Annotated in this window: 34 protein-coding genes; 22 read left to right on the forward strand and 12 right to left on the reverse strand. The window is 38.6% G+C overall.

Going from position 1 to position 18,671, the window contains the following annotated elements:
- The 9 genes from AACU95_RS08375 to AACU95_RS08415 all read right to left on the reverse strand — a co-directional run.
- Window positions 1–674 (reverse strand): bacteriophage antitermination protein Q (locus AACU95_RS08375; protein WP_237612039.1); only part of this gene is annotated, 674 nt, incomplete at its 3' end.
- On the reverse strand, window positions 608–964 hold the full coding sequence (locus AACU95_RS08380) for a RusA family crossover junction endodeoxyribonuclease (RefSeq protein ID WP_004245983.1): 357 nt from the start codon (window positions 962–964) through the stop codon (window positions 608–610). The genes AACU95_RS08375 and AACU95_RS08380, both read right to left, overlap by 67 nt.
- Window positions 961–1,251 carry a DUF1364 domain-containing protein gene (locus tag AACU95_RS08385; protein ID WP_004245984.1) on the reverse strand — a complete coding sequence of 97 codons (291 nt, stop codon included), beginning with the start codon at window positions 1,249–1,251 and terminating at the stop codon, window positions 961–963. The genes AACU95_RS08380 and AACU95_RS08385 overlap by 4 nt, the downstream gene beginning before the upstream one ends.
- Window positions 1,252–1,329: 78 nt before the next feature.
- Window positions 1,330–1,779, reverse strand: coding sequence for a YbcN family protein (locus tag AACU95_RS08390; RefSeq protein WP_012367619.1), 450 nt, complete (start codon window positions 1,777–1,779; stop codon window positions 1,330–1,332).
- Window positions 1,780–1,804: 25 nt separating this feature from the next.
- Window positions 1,805–3,190 (reverse strand): replicative DNA helicase, encoded by a 1,386-nt coding sequence (locus AACU95_RS08395; RefSeq protein ID WP_012367618.1) that lies wholly within the window; start codon window positions 3,188–3,190, stop codon window positions 1,805–1,807.
- Entirely contained in the window at window positions 3,190–3,957 is a 768-nt protein-coding gene (locus tag AACU95_RS08400; RefSeq protein WP_049213519.1) for a helix-turn-helix domain-containing protein, read from the reverse strand. The genes AACU95_RS08395 and AACU95_RS08400 overlap by 1 nt, the downstream gene beginning before the upstream one ends.
- Entirely contained in the window at window positions 3,954–4,127 is a 174-nt protein-coding gene (locus AACU95_RS08405; protein WP_004251793.1) for a hypothetical protein, read from the reverse strand. The genes AACU95_RS08400 and AACU95_RS08405 overlap by 4 nt, the downstream gene beginning before the upstream one ends.
- Before the next feature lie 95 nt (window positions 4,128–4,222).
- Window positions 4,223–4,570 carry a hypothetical protein gene (locus AACU95_RS08410; RefSeq protein ID WP_004247478.1) on the reverse strand — a complete coding sequence of 116 codons (348 nt, stop codon included), beginning with the start codon at window positions 4,568–4,570 and terminating at the stop codon, window positions 4,223–4,225.
- A gap of 145 nt (window positions 4,571–4,715) precedes the next feature.
- Complete coding sequence (locus AACU95_RS08415) at window positions 4,716–4,925, reverse strand: helix-turn-helix transcriptional regulator (RefSeq protein WP_004247477.1); 210 nt, start codon at window positions 4,923–4,925, stop codon at window positions 4,716–4,718.
- A 105-nt stretch (window positions 4,926–5,030) separates the two neighbouring features.
- Here AACU95_RS08415 and AACU95_RS08420 point away from each other — a divergent pair, with 105 nt between their 5' ends.
- The 4 genes from AACU95_RS08420 (at window position 5,031) to AACU95_RS08435 (ending at window position 7,511) form a co-directional block, all read left to right on the forward strand.
- Window positions 5,031–5,675, forward strand: a complete 645-nt coding sequence (locus AACU95_RS08420; RefSeq protein ID WP_004247476.1) for a LexA family protein — start codon at window positions 5,031–5,033, stop codon at window positions 5,673–5,675.
- Between the two features lie 48 nt (window positions 5,676–5,723).
- A complete protein-coding gene (locus tag AACU95_RS08425) occupies window positions 5,724–6,635 on the forward strand; it encodes an SDH family Clp fold serine proteinase (RefSeq protein ID WP_107033972.1) in 912 nt (303 codons plus the stop codon).
- The gene (locus tag AACU95_RS08430; protein WP_159037577.1) at window positions 6,628–6,804 is read left to right on the forward strand and encodes a hypothetical protein; all 177 of its coding nucleotides are present in this window, start codon (window positions 6,628–6,630) and stop codon (window positions 6,802–6,804) included. The genes AACU95_RS08425 and AACU95_RS08430 overlap by 8 nt, the downstream gene beginning before the upstream one ends.
- 386 nt (window positions 6,805–7,190) lie before the next feature.
- On the forward strand, window positions 7,191–7,511 hold the full coding sequence (locus AACU95_RS08435; RefSeq protein ID WP_004247473.1) for a transcriptional antitermination N peptide: 321 nt from the start codon (window positions 7,191–7,193) through the stop codon (window positions 7,509–7,511).
- A gap of 106 nt (window positions 7,512–7,617) precedes the next feature.
- Here the strand turns inward: AACU95_RS08435 and AACU95_RS08440 are convergent, their stop codons facing one another.
- Window positions 7,618–7,830 carry a hypothetical protein gene (locus AACU95_RS08440; RefSeq protein ID WP_004247471.1) on the reverse strand — a complete coding sequence of 71 codons (213 nt, stop codon included), beginning with the start codon at window positions 7,828–7,830 and terminating at the stop codon, window positions 7,618–7,620.
- Between the two features lie 185 nt (window positions 7,831–8,015).
- Between AACU95_RS08440 and AACU95_RS08445 the strand changes: the two genes are divergently transcribed.
- The gene (locus AACU95_RS08445) at window positions 8,016–8,168 is read left to right on the forward strand and encodes a hypothetical protein (protein ID WP_004247470.1); all 153 of its coding nucleotides are present in this window, start codon (window positions 8,016–8,018) and stop codon (window positions 8,166–8,168) included.
- Here AACU95_RS08445 and AACU95_RS08450 read toward each other — a convergent pair.
- The gene (locus AACU95_RS08450) at window positions 8,165–8,350 is read right to left on the reverse strand and encodes a hypothetical protein (RefSeq protein WP_004247469.1); all 186 of its coding nucleotides are present in this window, start codon (window positions 8,348–8,350) and stop codon (window positions 8,165–8,167) included. The two genes, AACU95_RS08445 and AACU95_RS08450, sit on opposite strands and share 4 nt — an antisense overlap.
- Window positions 8,351–8,514: 164 nt before the next feature.
- Here AACU95_RS08450 and AACU95_RS08455 point away from each other — a divergent pair, with 164 nt between their 5' ends.
- The 17 genes from AACU95_RS08455 to AACU95_RS08535 all read left to right on the forward strand — a co-directional run bounded on the left by AACU95_RS08455 (window position 8,515) and on the right by AACU95_RS08535 (window position 16,242).
- On the forward strand, window positions 8,515–8,790 hold the full coding sequence (locus AACU95_RS08455) for a hypothetical protein (protein WP_004247467.1): 276 nt from the start codon (window positions 8,515–8,517) through the stop codon (window positions 8,788–8,790).
- Window positions 8,791–8,912: 122 nt separating this feature from the next.
- Window positions 8,913–9,140: a hypothetical protein gene (locus AACU95_RS08460; RefSeq protein WP_004247466.1), complete on the forward strand. Its 228-nt coding sequence runs from the start codon at window positions 8,913–8,915 to the stop codon at window positions 9,138–9,140.
- Between the two features lie 88 nt (window positions 9,141–9,228).
- Window positions 9,229–9,384, forward strand: coding sequence for a hypothetical protein (locus AACU95_RS08465; protein ID WP_162837622.1), 156 nt, complete (start codon window positions 9,229–9,231; stop codon window positions 9,382–9,384).
- A gap of 7 nt (window positions 9,385–9,391) precedes the next feature.
- Window positions 9,392–9,646, forward strand: coding sequence for a hypothetical protein (locus AACU95_RS08470; protein WP_161737234.1), 255 nt, complete (start codon window positions 9,392–9,394; stop codon window positions 9,644–9,646).
- On the forward strand, window positions 9,643–9,795 hold the full coding sequence (locus AACU95_RS08475; RefSeq protein WP_017628823.1) for a hypothetical protein: 153 nt from the start codon (window positions 9,643–9,645) through the stop codon (window positions 9,793–9,795). The genes AACU95_RS08470 and AACU95_RS08475 overlap by 4 nt, the downstream gene beginning before the upstream one ends.
- The gene (locus AACU95_RS08480; RefSeq protein ID WP_017628824.1) at window positions 9,792–10,112 is read left to right on the forward strand and encodes a hypothetical protein; all 321 of its coding nucleotides are present in this window, start codon (window positions 9,792–9,794) and stop codon (window positions 10,110–10,112) included. The genes AACU95_RS08475 and AACU95_RS08480 overlap by 4 nt, the downstream gene beginning before the upstream one ends.
- A gap of 1 nt (window position 10,113) precedes the next feature.
- Window positions 10,114–10,998 carry an ATP-binding protein gene (locus AACU95_RS08485; RefSeq protein WP_087726680.1) on the forward strand — a complete coding sequence of 295 codons (885 nt, stop codon included), beginning with the start codon at window positions 10,114–10,116 and terminating at the stop codon, window positions 10,996–10,998.
- Window positions 10,988–11,527 carry a single-stranded DNA-binding protein gene (locus tag AACU95_RS08490; protein WP_110144533.1) on the forward strand — a complete coding sequence of 180 codons (540 nt, stop codon included), beginning with the start codon at window positions 10,988–10,990 and terminating at the stop codon, window positions 11,525–11,527. Before AACU95_RS08485 ends, AACU95_RS08490 begins: the two co-directional genes overlap by 11 nt.
- A gap of 286 nt (window positions 11,528–11,813) precedes the next feature.
- Entirely contained in the window at window positions 11,814–12,401 is a 588-nt protein-coding gene (locus tag AACU95_RS08495) for a Rha family transcriptional regulator (RefSeq protein WP_232467332.1), read from the forward strand.
- Between the two features lie 62 nt (window positions 12,402–12,463).
- Window positions 12,464–13,147: a hypothetical protein gene (locus tag AACU95_RS08500; protein WP_087726682.1), complete on the forward strand. Its 684-nt coding sequence runs from the start codon at window positions 12,464–12,466 to the stop codon at window positions 13,145–13,147.
- A gap of 115 nt (window positions 13,148–13,262) precedes the next feature.
- On the forward strand, window positions 13,263–13,847 hold the full coding sequence (locus tag AACU95_RS08505) for a hypothetical protein (protein ID WP_036907942.1): 585 nt from the start codon (window positions 13,263–13,265) through the stop codon (window positions 13,845–13,847).
- A 52-nt stretch (window positions 13,848–13,899) separates the two neighbouring features.
- A complete protein-coding gene (locus AACU95_RS08510) occupies window positions 13,900–14,127 on the forward strand; it encodes a hypothetical protein (RefSeq protein ID WP_036907941.1) in 228 nt (75 codons plus the stop codon).
- Complete coding sequence (locus AACU95_RS08515; RefSeq protein ID WP_036907940.1) at window positions 14,120–14,395, forward strand: hypothetical protein; 276 nt, start codon at window positions 14,120–14,122, stop codon at window positions 14,393–14,395. The genes AACU95_RS08510 and AACU95_RS08515 overlap by 8 nt, the downstream gene beginning before the upstream one ends.
- 157 nt (window positions 14,396–14,552) lie before the next feature.
- On the forward strand, window positions 14,553–14,729 hold the full coding sequence (locus AACU95_RS08520; RefSeq protein ID WP_162837621.1) for a hypothetical protein: 177 nt from the start codon (window positions 14,553–14,555) through the stop codon (window positions 14,727–14,729).
- Window positions 14,722–15,042 carry a phage protein NinX family protein gene (locus tag AACU95_RS08525; protein ID WP_036907939.1) on the forward strand — a complete coding sequence of 107 codons (321 nt, stop codon included), beginning with the start codon at window positions 14,722–14,724 and terminating at the stop codon, window positions 15,040–15,042. The genes AACU95_RS08520 and AACU95_RS08525 overlap by 8 nt, the downstream gene beginning before the upstream one ends.
- On the forward strand, window positions 15,039–15,284 hold the full coding sequence (locus tag AACU95_RS08530) for an excisionase (RefSeq protein ID WP_012367595.1): 246 nt from the start codon (window positions 15,039–15,041) through the stop codon (window positions 15,282–15,284). The genes AACU95_RS08525 and AACU95_RS08530 overlap by 4 nt, the downstream gene beginning before the upstream one ends.
- The gene (locus AACU95_RS08535) at window positions 15,241–16,242 is read left to right on the forward strand and encodes a tyrosine-type recombinase/integrase (RefSeq protein WP_036932466.1); all 1,002 of its coding nucleotides are present in this window, start codon (window positions 15,241–15,243) and stop codon (window positions 16,240–16,242) included. Before AACU95_RS08530 ends, AACU95_RS08535 begins: the two co-directional genes overlap by 44 nt.
- 227 nt (window positions 16,243–16,469) lie before the next feature.
- Here the strand turns inward: AACU95_RS08535 and nagE are convergent, their stop codons facing one another.
- Window positions 16,470–18,473, reverse strand: a complete 2,004-nt coding sequence (nagE, locus tag AACU95_RS08540; RefSeq protein WP_004252221.1) for an N-acetylglucosamine-specific PTS transporter subunit IIBC — start codon at window positions 18,471–18,473, stop codon at window positions 16,470–16,472.
- Between the last annotated feature and the right edge of the window lie 198 nt (window positions 18,474–18,671).

The following is an 18,671-nucleotide window of genomic DNA, read 5'->3' on the forward strand; positions in this document are numbered from 1 at the left end:
AGCGAATCTCTATCTAATTGATAGCAACAATCTAATAAACAAATCCAATACAGTTTATAGCTCTTTCGCCAAGCATCAGCACTGACGCCCAACAATTCAGCAAGCTTAACATCCGTATATTTTTTTGCTGTTTGATTAATTTCTGCTTTTACCGCCTGAATGGCTAGTAAGGTAAGAGATTGAAGTCGTTGCTTAACTTTTTTCGTTATCCTTTTTTTACTATTTAATCGCTGAAACTCATGCCAAATATAGGGAACAATGAGTATTTGCTCACGATAATATTGATAATCACCATAGCAATAGAGTAACCATAAGCGCATTTCGTTAGGCAATTGATGAATACCTCTGCGCCATGATGAAGTGCGATAAGTAACTTCATTAATTAATGGTTTTGATTTTCCTTTGGCATGTTTTTGCTTAATTTTGAGTGGATGTGAGGGGAGTCTGTATCGAGACTTTCTTTCACCCGCATAGCGTATTGGGTTTCTTTTAAACCTATCGGTTACAAGTATTGCTTGTTCCTCCATGGCACTTAACGGCCCATTTTCTATAATACAAACATTCATCAACGCTGTACTTACTCGCTCGCGTATCCACTCAATATTCACTATCGCACCTCTTGGATAATTATCTGCCCCCTTTTTCCCCACACTTTTGTTACCCGCCCATCCCATACACGTGAATCATCGTCAAAAATAGCATCAAGTAATGCTTTTTCGAGATTATCTTTATCCGGTTTTTGTTGATGGGGTTTACCGTTCATTTCGGAGCGTTTAGTTTTACTCCAACTCTTCGGCATGGGTAGAATGAATGTAATGTGGTAATGTGATTCAGGTAGGGTGATTTTGTTTAACTTTACTTCGTCCTTAAACGCAAAATACTTTAAAACTGGGGGACGTTTTTTCCATTTATCAGCCTGAGTCATCCTTGGTTTAGGTACTGGTTCGATATTAAAGACCTTCACACGTTCAACTTCCCTTCTTGGATCAATATGGCTTGCGTTCTCAAAACACCTTCTAGATGACATTGTTTTGCATACTCCATATCCGTAAATCGTGTTCGTCTATCAACTTCATCGTGACATGCACTACAAGCCCAAGCGCCAAATAAGTCATGCGATTTTATTCCGACGCCACAAAGACCTGACATTCTGTAATGGGCTAAAACAACCGTTTCAGAGTTACCATTACAAACTGAAGGTATTCTAATCTGACATTCACGCCCTTTTGCCTCATTGCGTAAATTCATCATGAGCCTCCTGATTACTATTTTTTATCACTTTAAAATAAAAACGATCATGTTATTAACTGAAATAATCATCACTATTTCCTATTCTTCTTGCTTTCTTTTCAAACTCATATATTCAGAGTTACGAGGAATGATGATCGGAATTCCCTTCTCAATGCACCATTGTTCATGTTTCTCCATCATGTAAAGCATCCTTGCTTTATCCATCTTGCTGGTTTCTTCACGCTCACCGTTTTCATTGCGCCCTAACCAGTGTCCAACGAAATATTCATGCGTTTCCTCATTAGTAATGGGCTTTGATAAAACGATTTCACCGACACCATTTTTAATATCGATAACAACGCCACGTGCACGTAACCACTCGCCTGTGGTTTCCATCCACATACGCCATGTTTTATTCATGGGTATGGTTCTTAAATCACGCCACTCGGTGATTTTGATGCGATAGCGTTTACCTGTTGTCACGATTTCGGAGAGCACTTTGAAAATACTGTTGAGATTGGATTTATGGAGACAGATATCATCTGTCACGAGGTCTCCTTTTTACTTTCATGAGTTAAAACGATTTTTCACAATACCTTTTAGGCTCTCGTTTCGGTTGAGCGCGATAAGCAGCCATATATTGATCAACTGGTGTAATACTCAATCCTTGTTGGTCAACATACACCGTGCCTGTTTTACCGTGCCGATTGAGCCTTAAAATCATCTCGGTCAGCGTTTCATCTGCATTATCGTGGTACACCGCATCACGATAAATGCCTAACCAATAATCACAATCTTGCTCGATTTGTCCTGTGTCTCTTGAATCACTTGGTACGGGGCGTTTATCAGCTCTGTTTTCCAATCCTCGATTCAGTTGTACAAGCAACACAACCACCGTATTGAGCTCTTTTGCTAATATTTTTAGCCCCTTAGTGATTTCACCATAGGCAATGTCATTACGGTCAGCTTTTCCCGCTTGCATCAGCGTGAGGTAATCGACACCAATGAACCCAATATCACCGACTTTGCGTTTAATTTTCCGACTTTCAGAGCGAATATGCTGTAAGGACATACCTGGTGTATCATCCACCCAAATATTGGGCTCATCTTTAAGGCGACCGATGGCATTGCAAAGCCTATCCCATTCATGCTCTTCTAACTTTTGGTAAAATTTATCTGAATTAATCTGGGTTTGTTGGGCTAGTGTCCGTTCAACAAGCTGTTTATCCGTCATTTCCATGCTGAACAGTAATACAGGCTTACCTTGTTGTGAGACATTTTTTGCCATTTCAGTGAGAACGGTTGTTTTTCCCATCTTTGGACGAGCACCAATCACGAACAGTGAGCCTATGACAATCTGTTTCGGGCTTAATAGACGGTCAAAATCTTTAAATCCCGTTTTTAATCCTCGATGTTTCTCTGGGTTATCTTGTCGATCACAAATGTCGGTAAAAACATCATCCAGCACATCATCAATTCGGCGTAACCCTGTTTTTCTCCCCATTTTTCCAAACGAAGTAGCTTCATCAAGCAAGCGTTGTGCTTGTTCAATTTTATCTGTAAAACCTAACTCACTTGGCGCCATCATGAGCTTTTGAATTTCAACCGTCTTTTCGATAACAAAACGCTGTGCGGAACACTCTCGGATTTTTTTCGCATAAGCCATAATGTTAGCAATACTCGGTGTTTCTCTTGCCATCTCAGCAAGATAGGCAAAACCACCTGATTGATTAATTCGGCCTTTTGACTCCAGACAATCCGTCACCGTCATGATGTCTATTGGCATACGTTGGGTATACATTTCTCGCAGGGTGAGATAAATAATTTGATGGTGTCGGGCATAAAAATCTTCAGGTTTTAGCAGTGAAAAAATTGATTGCGCATTATCACTTTGCGGGTCAAGCAGTAGTCCTCCAATAACATTTTGTTCCGCCATTAAATTATTCGGAACTTGGTTCATCACAGTGCTCCTTCCCTTGTTTTGAGTACCGTTTCAGGTCTGAGTAAATAATCAAAATTCGCTCGCCAACCCCGATTATTTTCGCCAAAATACCAAGCACTCGCCGTTTCCATAAAATAATCAAAATAATTTTTAGCTGATTCAACTGTGGGTTCTTTGAGCTCTTTCAGGAATTTGGATATTGCTCGTTTGCGTTTGTCATTCAGTGATTCGGCATTGGGTAATCTATCCCCTACCGATTCGTTGAAGGCTTGCATGATTTCCTGATAAGGAATTTTAGCTTGTCGATTAATTGAAATCTGCTTTGCAGGTTTCGAGTCGTCAGACGATAATTTTTTAGGGTTAATTGACTGGTTAAAAGACTGACTGGTTCTGGGTAAAATTTTTTGACTACCCCCTAGTCCAACAGTTTGACTACCGTGGTCAAATTCTTTGACTACCTCTGGTACAGAATTTTGACTAGGTGGTACTGTATTTTGACTACCGTCATCAAGAGATTTAGCCTCCAAATCTAAAATATATAAATTGGAAGTATGTCCCTTATCTGTTTTTCGCGTAACTTTACGAACAAACCCTTTTTTACATAAACTTTTAATGTGGTTTATCGCACTTTGACGGCTAATTTCGCAATGACGTGCAATAGTCTCATAAGAAGGAAAGCACTCACCTTTATCATTGGCATTATCAGCAAGTTTCAGTAGCACCATTTTTTGTGCTGTACTCCCCACCTGTAATTGCATGGCTTTTGCCATTAGAAGCATACTCATTTTCGCTCTCCTAATAACTTATCCCGATGTGCTTTCCTTAATTTTGCGTCTTTCAATGCTTCCTTTAAACGCTGACAACCCAGTGGGGTTATTTCTTGTAATAGCCTATTTCTCATGATGTTTTTATGCTCATCACAGCCATTAAATTCATGATTTATTCTTTGTCTCATGGTATAATTTCTCCATTCCAAAGCTGTATCAAAAAAGGGAAACTGAAGTTTCCCCTTGTGATAAAAACTGGATATTGATACAGTATATTTGTACGTTAAATGGTGAATTCCATTGAACAACACGCCTCGTTTGTTGCCGCAATCGAGGCGTTTTCTTTTATTTTCATTTGAGAAAGTTCACCCATTTGTTTCCACAAAAATCGGTACTCTTCTTCTGAGATTTTTCGTTCTCCTTCCATCACAAAATCAATAATTCCCGATGCGACAAGCGTTTCGCATATTTCAGGATATTTTTCAGTTCGACGTAGGATAGTTGAATCATGAACACCTAACGTTCTAGCCACGGCAGACTGAGTTTTATTTCTCAATGCTTGTAATGCTGAAGCTATTAGGTGGTTAGAGATAAATTGATTGAATTGTTTGCGTGTATTTGCGCATTCCATTGTTTAAAGTCCTTATGAGTTAACTAAGGGACAATAATGATCCGTGACTCATTCCGTATGAGTTGATATTGGGGGAAGAGTTGTCGCTTTATCAGCGACTCCGTAGCAGTCAAGAACCCTGCGGTTGTTAAAGAACGTGGTGAAATCAAGCTACTTTTGGAGGGAAAACGTCGTCTAAAGAACAATTTGCCCCTAATTTTTGTAATGCTTCAACAATAGCTCGGCAGTCATTTAAGCTAGGAGTTCTAATGTTTAACTCATAGTTAGCAATTCGTGACTGCCCCCATCCTATTGATGAAGCTAAAACAGCTTGAGAAATTCCCAGTTTTTTTCGCTGTTCTGCGATATTGTTCATGTGTGTATCCTCCTTGTTTATTCCAATATTACACACAATATGTGATTAACTGTCAATCACAAAACGTTTAAATACATTTATCACGGTTTGTGTTAAAAGGTATACATGAAAAAAGTAAATGAAGTTATTGGCGAAAGGTTAAAATCCATTCGTGAATCAAGAGGGCTAAGTCAAGCTCAATTAGCTAAATTGTGCGGCTACTCTGCTGCGTCCAGAATAGGAAACTATGAGCTTGGAGAGCGCAAGATTAGCGCTGATGATGCGATTGTTATAAGCGAAGCTCTTGGTATATCACCTGCCGAATTAATGTTTGGCAGTCAAAGTGAGCAAGTGATCAAAAATTATGAATACCCTCTATTCACAAAGGTACAGGCCGGCGCTTTCTCAACAGAATTTAACTCATACACCCAGAAAGATGCTGTGTCGTGGATACCTACAGCTAAGAAAGCTAGTGAACGTTCTTTCTGGTTAGAAGTTGAAGGTCAATCAATGACAGCACCACCAGGAGGCAAGCCAAGCTTTCCAGAAGGAATGCTTATCTTGGTTGATCCAGAGGAAGAAGTTGAGTTCGGAGATTTTTGCGTCGCGCGTTTACTGAATGATGAATTCACATTCAAACGATTGATTAGAGATGGTGGAATTGAGTATCTAGAGCCATTAAACCCTCGCTTCGATCTGATCCCTATTAACGGGAATTGCACAATCATAGGTAAGGTAATCAAATCACAATGGCCTGACGACACGTTTTAGGGTGTGGGGAATAAAAACGTAATATGATTTAAATACATGGATAATTTTATGCAAAATTTAGATAATGCGCTGCAAGGATTTATAACATATAACATTGATAAGTTTAAGGAAAAACACTTTCCTGATGCTGATATTGTGTCTTATTATGGTGGAATAAATTTTTGGTCTAAACATGCATTCCAACCAACAGTATCTTTTCTTGGTAAAGCAGCCCAAAAAAGGAGAGTAAAAAAACTGGTAATTCTACTTCAGACGACAGGTGGGAGTGTAGAATCAGTTGAAAAACTGGTAGAAATAACAAGATATTTCTACGACGAGGTATATTTTATAGTTCCTGACTTTGCTATGTCAGCTGGAACAATATGGTGCATGTCAGGTGATAGAATTTATATGGATTATGCGTCATCGCTAGGCCCCATAGACCCACAAGTAGCCAACCCAGATGATAAATGGGTTCCAGCATTAGGTTATTTAGATAAAGTAGAAGAGATTATAAAAAAATCCGAACAAGGGGTTGTTACTCAAGCAGAGTTAATGATGCTTAACCGTTTAGACCTTGCCGAACTTCGAAGATATGAGGAAGCAAGAGAATTATCAAAAGAACTCTTGAAAAAGTGGCTTGTTGATTATAAATTTAAAGAATGGAATTATAAAGAGAGTTCAGGTGAAGTCGTTAGTTTACAGGATAAAATGGATAGAGCGGAAGAAATAGCTATACTATTATCTGATAATAAACGATGGCACTCACATGGTAGATCAATTGGCATTAAAACTATAATTGATACTTTAAAGTTAAAAGTTGAAGATTACTCAGGCGATGAGGATTTCTCAGCTGAAGTTATTGATATCCATAATTTATTACTTCAATTTGCAATGAAATCAAATCAAGAAATAGTTGTCATAGGGTCAACACCATTTTTAGATGAAGAAGACCCACAACTGGAGATAGAAAATGAATAAGGCTACTAACTCAAAAATCATTACAAATGTCATTTCTATAAGAAATAAAGAAATAAATGAAAGACAAGTAAAAATGATTCGTGATCTTGATGATATGGGGTTGTTAGTTACACCTTCGTTCAATCTCAAATGCTCCCCATCGGCATATTTTCAACCTAGAAATAATTAACACCATTAAGAATGACCCTCAGCCCTCCCCGCGAGGGCTTTTTTGTACCCTCTCCCCTCCAAAGAGGTGATCTCCATTCCAATCTTATGTGACAAACAACACATTCCGTGTTTATTTACCATTTATTTTATATTTCAAATCATCGACTTAATTTAAAAACAAATAAATAAACACATTTTGTGGTTGACATTAAAATCACAATTTGTGAATATACTATCCATCAACGGAACACAGCACGTTGATGTTCTTTAACAACGATGGTAGCAAGCTGTGTATTAGCTATCAGAAAGGCGACGCTGATAAAGCGTCAACCTTCTCAGAAAGTTTTCGGATTGGTGTTTCATTATTTTATCACCAATCACTAAAGCCAACTGTTTGGAGGATATATGGCAACTATAAAAGTGAAGAAATCACGCAAACCAGACTTTTTACGTGGTAACTCTGCAAATAGACGTCACGCCAGACGGAAAGTCGAAGCCATTGCAATTAAAGATATTGAGATGCAACTAAACTCAATATTTCAACTAGAAACTAAAAAATTAAACCGAGTTGAAAAGACACTATCGCTAAGCCACATTCCTGTGACTAGAAGTATTGAACCTAAGTATCAATCATCACCTGATAACTGTTGTTTACCAGACGTATTAATATTTTCAGGAGTTAAAACAAAACAACCGAGCAGTGAGTTCGGTGTTACGGCTAGATAGGGGAAAATAACGAAAAAGAAATTGAACCCTACTCCAATAATGATAACTTCGACTCAAATACAGTAGCAAGAGCCATACTAAATACAACTCTCGCAGCATTAGATACTTAACGTTTTTTTGTAAAAAAACTAACCGGAGGCGGAGTTTCTTTTTCGTACTGCTTTTTAGCAACTTCTAAACACTCAGGATAAAGCGCTTCAATTTCAGCCATTAATTGCTCAGGTGTTTTAATTGAATCCTGTTTAGCTGCTAAAGCCAGCGCCATATCGAAAGCAACTCTTTCTACTGGGTTGTGTTCGGTAATAACCTTTTTAGACATTGATTTAATCCTTTCTATCACTGGGGAAACTTAATTATATCTGATTTATTACTGGGGAGTAATAGACCTCTGCCGTCTGAGGAGGTTAAGACAGTTCAGGCAACCATTACGAATGGAAGTATGTCATCTAAACAACAATAAGATTTAAGGTGACATATTATGTCGAGATAAATAGGAGAAGTAAGATGAAATTTGAAGATTTACCAGTAAAAATTCAAGAGATTGCAAGCCAAACATTGGCATGTTTAATAACCAATAACAATCCAGATAAAGAGCAAGCAGAAGAACTTGCTCGCTCTGTGGCAGTGGCTTTTATAAAGCTATATCAAGACAATTAATTATCTTTAAGTTTTTTAAAGTAATTAGTAAAACTTTGGTGAGCAAATATGATCGACTCAACTGTTGATCTTGACGCCGCTCCATTAATCATGGCTGTTTTTTCAGCCTTAATCAATTCTATAACTAATTGCTGAGCCGCTAATTCAGGGTTTTCTTTTGGATCAATTACTACATCTGACATAAAACATTCCTATATTGACTGTGGAATAACCAATATATCAATTTTCCTTGACTGTGGAAAGTAAGGAACCACCTCGCCTGACGTGGTTAAAAGCAGGCACAGTTAACTAATTACAGTCCATCAAGGTGGGCTGTGGCGAGTTGATTAATAGATAGGAAATAGAGATGGAAATATGGTTTAAGGAATTTGAGTCACATGGACGTCAGATTCTAATCAAGAAAGCTCATGACGCCGATAAGCAAAAAGTCGGAGTGCAGTATTGCTGGCCTGAGAAGATTTTCGATGTCGACTTTGGATTATGGATAGATTACGACGACGATGACGAGGAAAGCTTTGATAAAGCGGAAGAAGCACGCAACAAGCTATTCGACACCATCGATCAGGAAGCAGTAGATACCGCGGTGAGTAACTTAATTCAAAAACTCAAACTTGATGATTAGCATCGTGTTTAGTTAATAACGGAGGGAGTATGACATCCCTCGTTCAGCAGTAACCCACCCTATATTTAGATATATAAACAAGACATTTCGTAATTAATTATATTCATTAAAAGGAAATAAAAATGATGAAACAAAAAACCAGTGTCGTTATTAACGTAAAATTAACTTTAGAACATGGAATTAAATCACCACATGTTAAAGTAAAAACAAAAATATACGTTCATGAAGAAACTCCAGAATTAGAATTATTACTAAATAACTTCTCAGATAATTTAGTTGGAGAAAATTCAATTAAATCATCATTTGAAAAAGCGATTATAAATACATTACTCAATAAAAAAACACACTAATAAAATTCAAATCATTAAAAATAAATTAATACACCTTCACTTCGCCAACACCAGATAACCGCCTTATCTCTCATCTAACGGGGTCACCATGAAAACTAACTATTACAGCGCTATGCGTGATTGCATGGCGGTGCGTATCACTACGCCTCAAGCACGTAAAAATAAGCGTACAAACCCATGGTTATTCAGTTTAGCTGTGGTCATTGTGACAACCGTTGGCGTAATACCGACATTTGTAAGTTGAGGTAGCTATGAAAATTTCATACAGCTACTCGAACGGAACTCGGGTAATTCACGATAAAACAGTCATGGAATTTGACGAAAGTAGCAAGCTTAGTATTGAGACAGGAAGTTTCAGTGAGTTGGCTAAATTAACGGAAATCGACCCAGTTGAAGCTCTGCAATGGATTATGCAGTTCGACAAGGAAGAGATTGACAGGATTGTCAATGAAGCAAGCAAGGATGCACCTGTTTCTAAGATGAATCTGCTAAGGAGGGTTGCGTGACTCAGCATCAACAATGGCTAGAAGAATTACGCAGGAAGCGTAAAGAATCGCAGGAACGCGAACACGATGAATTTATGTATCAAACGGAAGTGTTAGGACGACAAGGATTGTCTATGCCTCTCAAGGACTTTTCAGGAGATTTTCAATGAACGTTTCTAACTCATACCCTACCGATAAATACCCCCAATTAACATCACCGTCATTAGCAAAAAACAGAGAGGAAGCTCTGGCTCAAGCTATTGCAATGATTGAGGGGTGTTTGCCAAATACGAGTGCGCCAGACAGGGAAAAACGATTAGCAATGGAACTGCTACACATGAACTTGGACGCATCGAAAAATCACCCTCCTCTACCTGCTCATATTCAGGCATTACGTGATGCGGAAAGGAATTCTGCACCGAGTAATAAGTTTGAAGTCGATTACTACGGAAGCGATCGACGTCAAGGTCAATACTTAGGAGATTAGTATGAAATTCGCCAAGGCAATGCGAAAAAAAGCAAAATTAAGGCTCGCTTTAACAGGGCCTAGTGGCTCAGGTAAAACCTATGGAGCACTGGAAATAGCCAAAGGACTTGGCGGAAAAACGGCATTGATTGATACGGAAAAAGGAAGTGCTTCTCTTTACTCTGACCGTTTTAATTTTGACGTATTGGAGTTAGATCCACCATTCACACCAGAGCGATTTATTGAAGCTATCGGGGTTGCGCAGGAAGCTGGCTACGATAATTTGATAATCGACAGTATTACTCACGAATGGAGTGGAACAGGCGGATGTCTAGAATTACTCGATGTGTTAGCAAAAGCCAAGTATCGAGGCAATACGTGGTCAGCATGGAGCGAAATAACACCACGTCACAATGCATTTCTCGACGCGATACTACGGTCTGACCTGCATATTATCGCAACGATGAGAAGTAAAACGGAAACTGCTCAGGTCGATAAAAGCAATGGTAAGAAAGGCGTAGATAAACTTGGCATGAAATCAGAGCAGCGTGACGGGGTTGAGTATGAGTTTACGACTGTACTAGACCTAAATCACGAAACTCACACGGCAATGGCAAGCAAGGATAGAACAGGATTGTTCAGCAACGCCGAAGTTACTCAGTTAAATGAATTAACAGGTAAAAAGCTAATGGATTGGCTTAATGATGGACGCACTAAAGCAGAGATAGATCTAGCTCACTTTACGAGCATTGCAACGGAAGCACAAAACATGGATGAGTTAAAAATCGCCTTTAGTGAAGCATACAAAGCACTTAGAGATACACCTGAACAAGCGGAGGCTCAAAAAGTGTATGAGCTAAGAAAAGAAGAACTAACCAAACAAGAGGTAGGTACTGATGGCAAGTAAAGGCGTGAATAAATGTATTCTCATTGGTCACTTGGGGCAGGATCCAGAAATCCGCTATATGCCATCAGGTGGCGCAATCGCTAATCTCACACTAGCCACATCGGAATCGTGGCGTGATAAACAAACCGGTGAGATGAAAGAAAAAACCGAGTGGCATCGAGTGTGCATCTTCGGCAAATTAGCAGAAATTGCAGGTGAATATCTGAGAAAAGGAAGTCAAGTATATATCGAAGGTTCTCTGCAAACCAGAAAATGGCAAGACCAAAGCGGGCAAGACCGATACACAACGGAAGTGGTAGTTAATGTCGGCGGTTCTATGCAGATGTTAGGCGGTAACGGTGGTAATCAGGCAGGAAGCCAGAAGTCACAGCAGAATCAAGGATGGGGACAACCTCAGCAACCGCAAGCGCAAAAACAAGCATCGAGTAATCAAACACCACAAAGTGAGCCTCCGATGGATTTTGAGGATGATATCCCCTTCGCCCCTATCGGACTCCCCTACCCACGCCACGCTATTTATGTGATTTAACCAAAGAATATGACCATTACTCAGTGCAAGGATGCAAACAGGAGGTAGAAACTTGACGAACTCAACGGGTTGCTGTAGATTGCTCGTAGGTGCTCAAAACACCTTCGTAAGCGGATACCGCACCCGATAGTCATGCGGATTTTTTATGTCCATAGTATTTTGATATGGTCGGGCGTGCGGCTAATACAATACCAGTGATGGGAATATGCCCGCCGACTTACGACGGTTTTGAGCGCCCGACCGCCCTCTCAAAAGGGGTAATCAAAAATATCGTAAGGACATAAATATGAATACTCAAATCTCCGTATTATCACCAACCGTTACCATCCAAAATGGGAAAGCAATCACAACTACGGAAAATGTAGCCATTTACTTTGGCAAACAGCATCATCATGTCGTTCAAAAGCTCGAATCACTTGATTGCTCAAAAGAATTTACCATCCGCAACTTTTCGCGAATGGTCAAAAACAAACCAATTGGCAGTGGAGCAAAGCGTGAAATTGTTTACTACCAGATGACTAAAGACGGATTTGTCTTTTTGGTTATGGGATTCACAGGCAAGAAAGCGGCTCAATTCAAAGAAGCCTACATTGCCGAATTTAACCGTATGGAAGCTGAACTGTACGGGAATAGAATAACCTCATGCGTTACTCAAGAAGAACGAGATGCCTACAACATAAATGCTCTCGCCAAACACTACGAAGCCATTTATCAGATTTGGAAAGAAGAATTACGCCCTGCATTAAAAACGCTCAACTCACCTGTTTATGGTCGCCTGTATGACAGATTCCAAGACGGCTATGTATTCGTTAAATACCTACAGCAAGATTTAAACTCTAAGCTGACGAACCGTCAACTGCCGCGTCACCACTAATCAATCTCAGCCCTGTTAATTCAGGGCTTTTAGCATCGTTTTAACCAGCGAGGGATTTTTATATGCAAAATTTAATTAACGTTGAAAAAGAAATCACCATGAGCAGTTTAGATTTTCTTAATAATATAATAAACCCTGCCAGAGTGTCTTGTGGTGAAGCAGAGGTTAAAAATGCTCATTTTGTTAAACGAATAGAGGATGAATTGGATGATTTACCAGCGGTAAAAACTTTTTACCGCTATGGAAACGAAGTTAGAGCTTATGATTTAAACATGGATCAGCTAATGTTGGTTGGTATGAGAGAATCAAAAGCGGTTCGTCGCTCGGTTCTTGAAAAACTTAAAACATTGTCTAATCCACCGCAAATGTCACAAGCTGAGTTAATCGCCGCTATGGCGCAAGTCAATGTAGAGCAGGAAAGGCGTCTTAACTGCGTTGAACAGAAAATTGAACAAATGGAGCAAGGTACTATCCCTGTAGGTTATCAGGGATACAGCTACCTAAAAGCCACTTATGGATTAAGTGATGCCAAATGCCGTCAACTTGTTATGGCTTGGGCTGTGCCTAACAAAAAAGTTCCACATATCGCACCAAGTGGACAAGTAACTCAAATGTCAGTGGTGCATGAAGAAACTTTCAAGCAATCACTTCATCAAATGATGAATGAAGCAGAGCAACGCGGAACCCAATGGTATCACAATAAGATAGGTAGATTTGCCATTTCAGGCTGGGAAAACGCAGCTTAATTTAACTCGCAGGGATGCAATGAAAGTAACGCCACATATGTATTGATTCAGTCTCTTAGGTGTGGATTAGTCACATGGATGTGAGTATGATTTCTGCTTTAAATAAGGAGGTGGTATGAATAGCAGAGATTTGGTTGATTGGGTTGTTATTGGGGCTAGCGTTTTATCTTCATTTAGTATTTTAGCAACTATCTTCGTTTATATCTGGCAAAAGAACAATAATAAAAAAGAGAAAATAAAAAACTTAAAGATAAGGCTAAAGCATCATTCTGATGTTAACTTGAATATAATATCTGATTTGCTTGAATTATCAAAAGAAATAAAAAGAAGGAAGGATGAAGTAAATGTTACAGCCACTAATTTTGTGGATTTCATATTAGTAGATTTAAACAACCAATCAATAAAACACATAAAAGGAGTAAATCCAAAAACATATGGAATATATAAAATAAACACAGAAAAATTAGAGGAGTCATTAATATTATGTAGCGAGCACCTACCATCTGATGTTATAGAGATTTTTCAAAAACATATTATATGTTCTTATAATACGCTATTTGACTCAATATTGCTTGGTCATAGATTAATAGATAAAAAACCAATTGAATCACTGAATGATACTCTAGAATCAGTTATAAGTAGTTGTAATCAATTTACTCAAAGTTTAGAAAGACTAGAGATAGAAATTGACTCATTATAGCATATGGCCCTGCACTAGCAGGGTTTTTTATACCTAAAATTCAGGAGCAGGCATGGATAAATCAAGACAGCAGTTTGAAGAGTGGCGCAGTAAGAATAAATCATCAACGATAAATCTATTCGATGTATGGCAAGCATCACGCGACTCACTCGTATTAGACCTACCAGAAAGAGAAAAGAATAAAGGAAATTATGATTTTTTCACTGATGGATATAATAGTGGAATATCAGCATGTGAAATTTCATTATTAGATAACGGAGTGAAAATAAAAAATGAATAAGAATATATTAGAAATAGCAAAACATTTAAAAAATAAAATAAACTCAGGCAAAGGTATTGATGAACACAATTGGCAAGAAATAATTGACGTTTGTAATGAAATAGAACGAATTAATGATTTAGAGCCAGTAGCATTTGCCAGACACACAGGAATGCAAAGGCATCTGGATTTAACCGTATCTCAGACAGTATTAAATGAATGGGTAGAATTTAATAATAAAAACCCAGAAATAAAAGACGATATTTACCCTCTATTTATTTTAGATTAAACAACCATGCAAATAATTGGATATGTATTACTCATGCTAATACAGGGTTCTACTGTACCTGTAACGGAAGATATATACACGCAATCGGAATGCAATAAACGTGCTGAATATTTAATGTCAGTGAGGAATGTTAAAGTTGTTTGTGGAGAGGTATGGAATGAAAGATAAATATTATGCTGGCTTAGAAAATTACAAAGATTGTATTGAGATTGAACCTACAACAAAAGATTGCTTTGTTTTACATACTCCATCTTGGAATATAGATGTGACAAAACAAGACTTAATTGACATCAGAAATACTATTAATGAAATACTAGGAGATGATAATGAATAAATACACCGAACTCTCTGACTTCGAGGTTAATAAAAAGGTTGCTGAGAGTCTTAAATTAAACACAATTGCATACGAACACACTGAAATAGTTTTGTTTGATGATATGGATGCAACGCCTTTCGACCCATGCAATAACCCATCAGACGCAATGCCGATTATTATTGAAAATAAAATAGGGTTATCACCAATGTACCATTCTAATAAATGGACAACTGACTGCCTTGATTATGACTTCATGTCAGTAAATAAAAACCCATACCGTGGCGCTATGGAAGTTTTTTTAATGATGAAGGATACGGAGAATAATCAATGAAACGAATTACATTATCAGAATGGAATAATAAATATTTCGCTAACCCTAGAAGTCAACGGCAATTATCTCGCTATATAAAGGAAGGTAGGTTATACCCTGCTCCAGAAAAGGTTGGTAGAGAATATGAGTTAGAGCCGTGGACAATTCTAACAAATGACAAAATGGTAAGGGAACCGCAATATTTAATGGAGAAAATTAATGGGCAGAAGCAGAAGTGCAAAGAACAAGGGTTTACCGCCTAACTTGTATTTGCGTAAAGGGATTTACTATTACAGGGATGTAAGAACTAAAAAGGAATTTTCTGTTGGCTCAAACAAATCATTGGCAATAACCGAAGCCATACAAGCCAATTTAGCTATTTATAAACCTAAAGAGCCATTAGTTGACAGAATTAATAATGTTCACTGTGTAACATTGCATGAGTGGCTTGATACTTATAGGGGGAAGGTAAACAGCCGGGGGTTAAAAGAGAAGACGCTCTACGATTACGAATCAAGAATAAAGTTAATCAAATTACACTTTAATGACTGTCCAATTGAGAATGTAACACCAAGAGATGTAGCCACATTTATTTCAGAGTACCCTAAAAAGGCAATGGCAAAATTACTAAGGTCCACTATGCTAGATGCTTTTAATGAAGCCATTGCGGATGGTGTGATAAAGGAAAATCCCGTTTCCGTGACAAAGCCGCCAAAAACAAGCGTTCAGCGATCAAGGTTATCGCTAGAAGAGTTTAAATACGCCTTGGAGCACACAAATGACAAATATAGGCATATGTTTCTACTAGCGGCCCTTACAGCTCAGCGCATTAGCGATATTATCAATATGAAGTGGGATGATATAAAAAATGATAGGCTGTATGTCACCCAAATAAAAACAGGTTCTAAAGTAGCAATACCACTCTCATTAAGACTTGAGTCTATTGGTTATTCTATTAAAGATGTTTTAAATCTCATGAATAGGAACTCAGATAAAATCTGTGGCAATACCACAGCAAAAACATTAAGAGGTAAGTTTATCGAAGCCCTACCTGAGTATTTGGAAAATAAACCAACATTTCATGAAATTAGAAGTTTATCTGCAAGATTATATGAAGAAGAAAAAAGTGCTGAGTTTGCAAAGAAAATACTTGGCCACAAATCTATGAGAATGACAGATAAATACCTTGATGATAGAGGTAATGGCTACGTTGAATTGTGAGTTAATAGTGAGTGATTGTGAGTATCGATATGTATGACATTGATTTATAATACAAAAAAACGAACACCACTATAATCCAATAAGCAGGTTTCATAAATACCCTAGCGAAAGAGAGCGCAGAGATATTTATCAAGATAGGGATAAAAAAACGGGAAGTAGACAACACTCCCCGTTTTATCGTCTTATTTAACCATCTCTTTATAGAGGATTAAATATCTATATGATATTTATTTTAATACTTTATAGATTATGGTGTTATTTGCCGTCACTTGACCGGATGCAATATCACTCACTTTATCAAAGTCATCGATATTACTGATGATAACCGGACTTATCATTGATTTAGCATTAGTGTTTAAATACTCAAGATCTAGCTCTAAGATAGGCTGGCCGAGTTTAACCTCTGTACCTTCTTCAACCAGACGTTTAAAGCCTTTTCCTCCTAATGCGACCGTATCAATCCCCATATGGACGATAATCTCAACACCGTTATCCGTTTCAATGCAAAATGCGTGGTTAGTATCAAAGATTTTTACTACCGTACCGGCAGCAGGTGCCATCACAATATTTGATGTGGGTTTAATAGCAAGACCATCTCCCACGACACCGCTTGAGAAAGCTTCATCAGGCACATCTTTTAATGCAACCACTTCACCATCAAATGGCGCGACCATTTCAAGAATGACTTTGGCATCATTATTAGTCTGTTTTTCTGATGTTTTTTCTGTCGATACCGCGTTATCTGTATGTCTACCAGCATAAGCGGCAACTGGGCCTTGTGCTAATACATCACGCATGGCACTTGCAACAATTTCAGCCCGTGTGCCCACAATCACTTGAACACTCTGTTTATTTAAGCGAATAACCCCTGAAGCACCTAGGTGTTTTGCGTAAGCATCGTTGACTACACTGGCATCTTTTACATTTAAACGTAAACGAGTAATACAAGCATCAATACCAGTTAAGTTATCTGAGCCACCAACTGCAGCGATATATTGACGTGCTTCTTGTTGCACTGCTTCTTTGCTATTAGTGGGGACGGCTTTGATATCTTCATCATAGCCGTCTGCGGTTTCATCCCCCGCCACTTCATCTTCACGACCCGGTGTTTTCAGGTTAAATTTAGTAATAGTGAAACGGAAAATACCATAGTAAATGAAGAAGAATGCGATACCTTGCACAATCAACATATACCATTTAACCGCCAGAGGGTTGCGTGAAGATAAGAACATATCCACAAGGCCCGCACTAAAGCCAAAGCCTGAAATCCACTCCATACTTGCGGCAATATAAACAGAAATCGCCATTAAGAATGCGTGAATAACATAAAGCACTGGAGCAACAAACATAAAGGAGAATTCAAGCGGTTCAGTGATCCCCGTAAAGAATGCCGCAAATGCCCCAGCCATCATGATACCCGCAACTTTTGCTTTATGCTCTTTGCGCGCACAATGATAAATAGCCAGTGCTGCCCCTGGTAAACCAAACATCATAACTGGGAAGAAACCTGCTTGATAACGTCCTGTCACACCGACCGTTGCCAAGCCCGCATCAATCGCTTGCTGACCAGCAAGGAAGTTAGGAATATCATTAATACCTGCCACATCAAACCAGAACACAGAGTTCAGCGCATGGTGTAAACCAACAGGAATTAATAGGCGGTTAAAGAAAGCATAAATACCGGCGCCCAAAGCCCCCATATCTTTAATGCTTTCACCAAAGCTCACTAAGCCGCCGTAAATTACCGGCCAGATATACATTAGAATAAAGGCGACGATAATCATCAAGAATGACGTGAGGATCGGCACTAAGCGACGACCACTAAAAAATGATAATGCACGAGGTAATTCGACACTGCTAAAGCGGTTATACAGCTCAGCTGAAAGTACCCCAACCAGAATACCGACAAACTGGTTGTTTATTTTACCAAAAGCCACAGGCACTTCTGCAAGTGGTAGACCTTTGATCATCGATACCGCAGCAGGTGAACAAAGTGTAGTCACCACTAAAAAGCCGACAAAGCCAGTTAAGGCCGCCGCCCCGTCTTTGTCTTTTGACATACCATAAGCAACACCTATCGCAAACAATACTGACATATTATCGATAATGGCAGCACCTGATTTGATCAGTAAAGCAGCTAGCGCATTATCGTTTCCCCAGCCTACCGGATCAATCCAGTAGCCTATTCCCATCAGAATTGCTGCAGCAGGCAATGTCGCAACGGGCACCATCAATGCCCGTCCTATCTTTTGCAGATAACTTAAAATATTCACACACTCCCCCTTGGATAACCCCTATTTGGGATCTTATTTATACTCATTTATATTTATTGATGAGTTAATTATTTAATTCCATTTTTAGTCTAAAAAAATTATTTTGTATCGCAAATTAATTAGTGCTAATTTGTGATTAAAGTCACCTATATAGGA

It is taken from the genome of Proteus sp. G4415 (genome assembly GCF_963896075.1).
Taxonomy (GTDB): Bacteria; Pseudomonadota; Gammaproteobacteria; order Enterobacterales; family Enterobacteriaceae; genus Proteus; species Proteus mirabilis.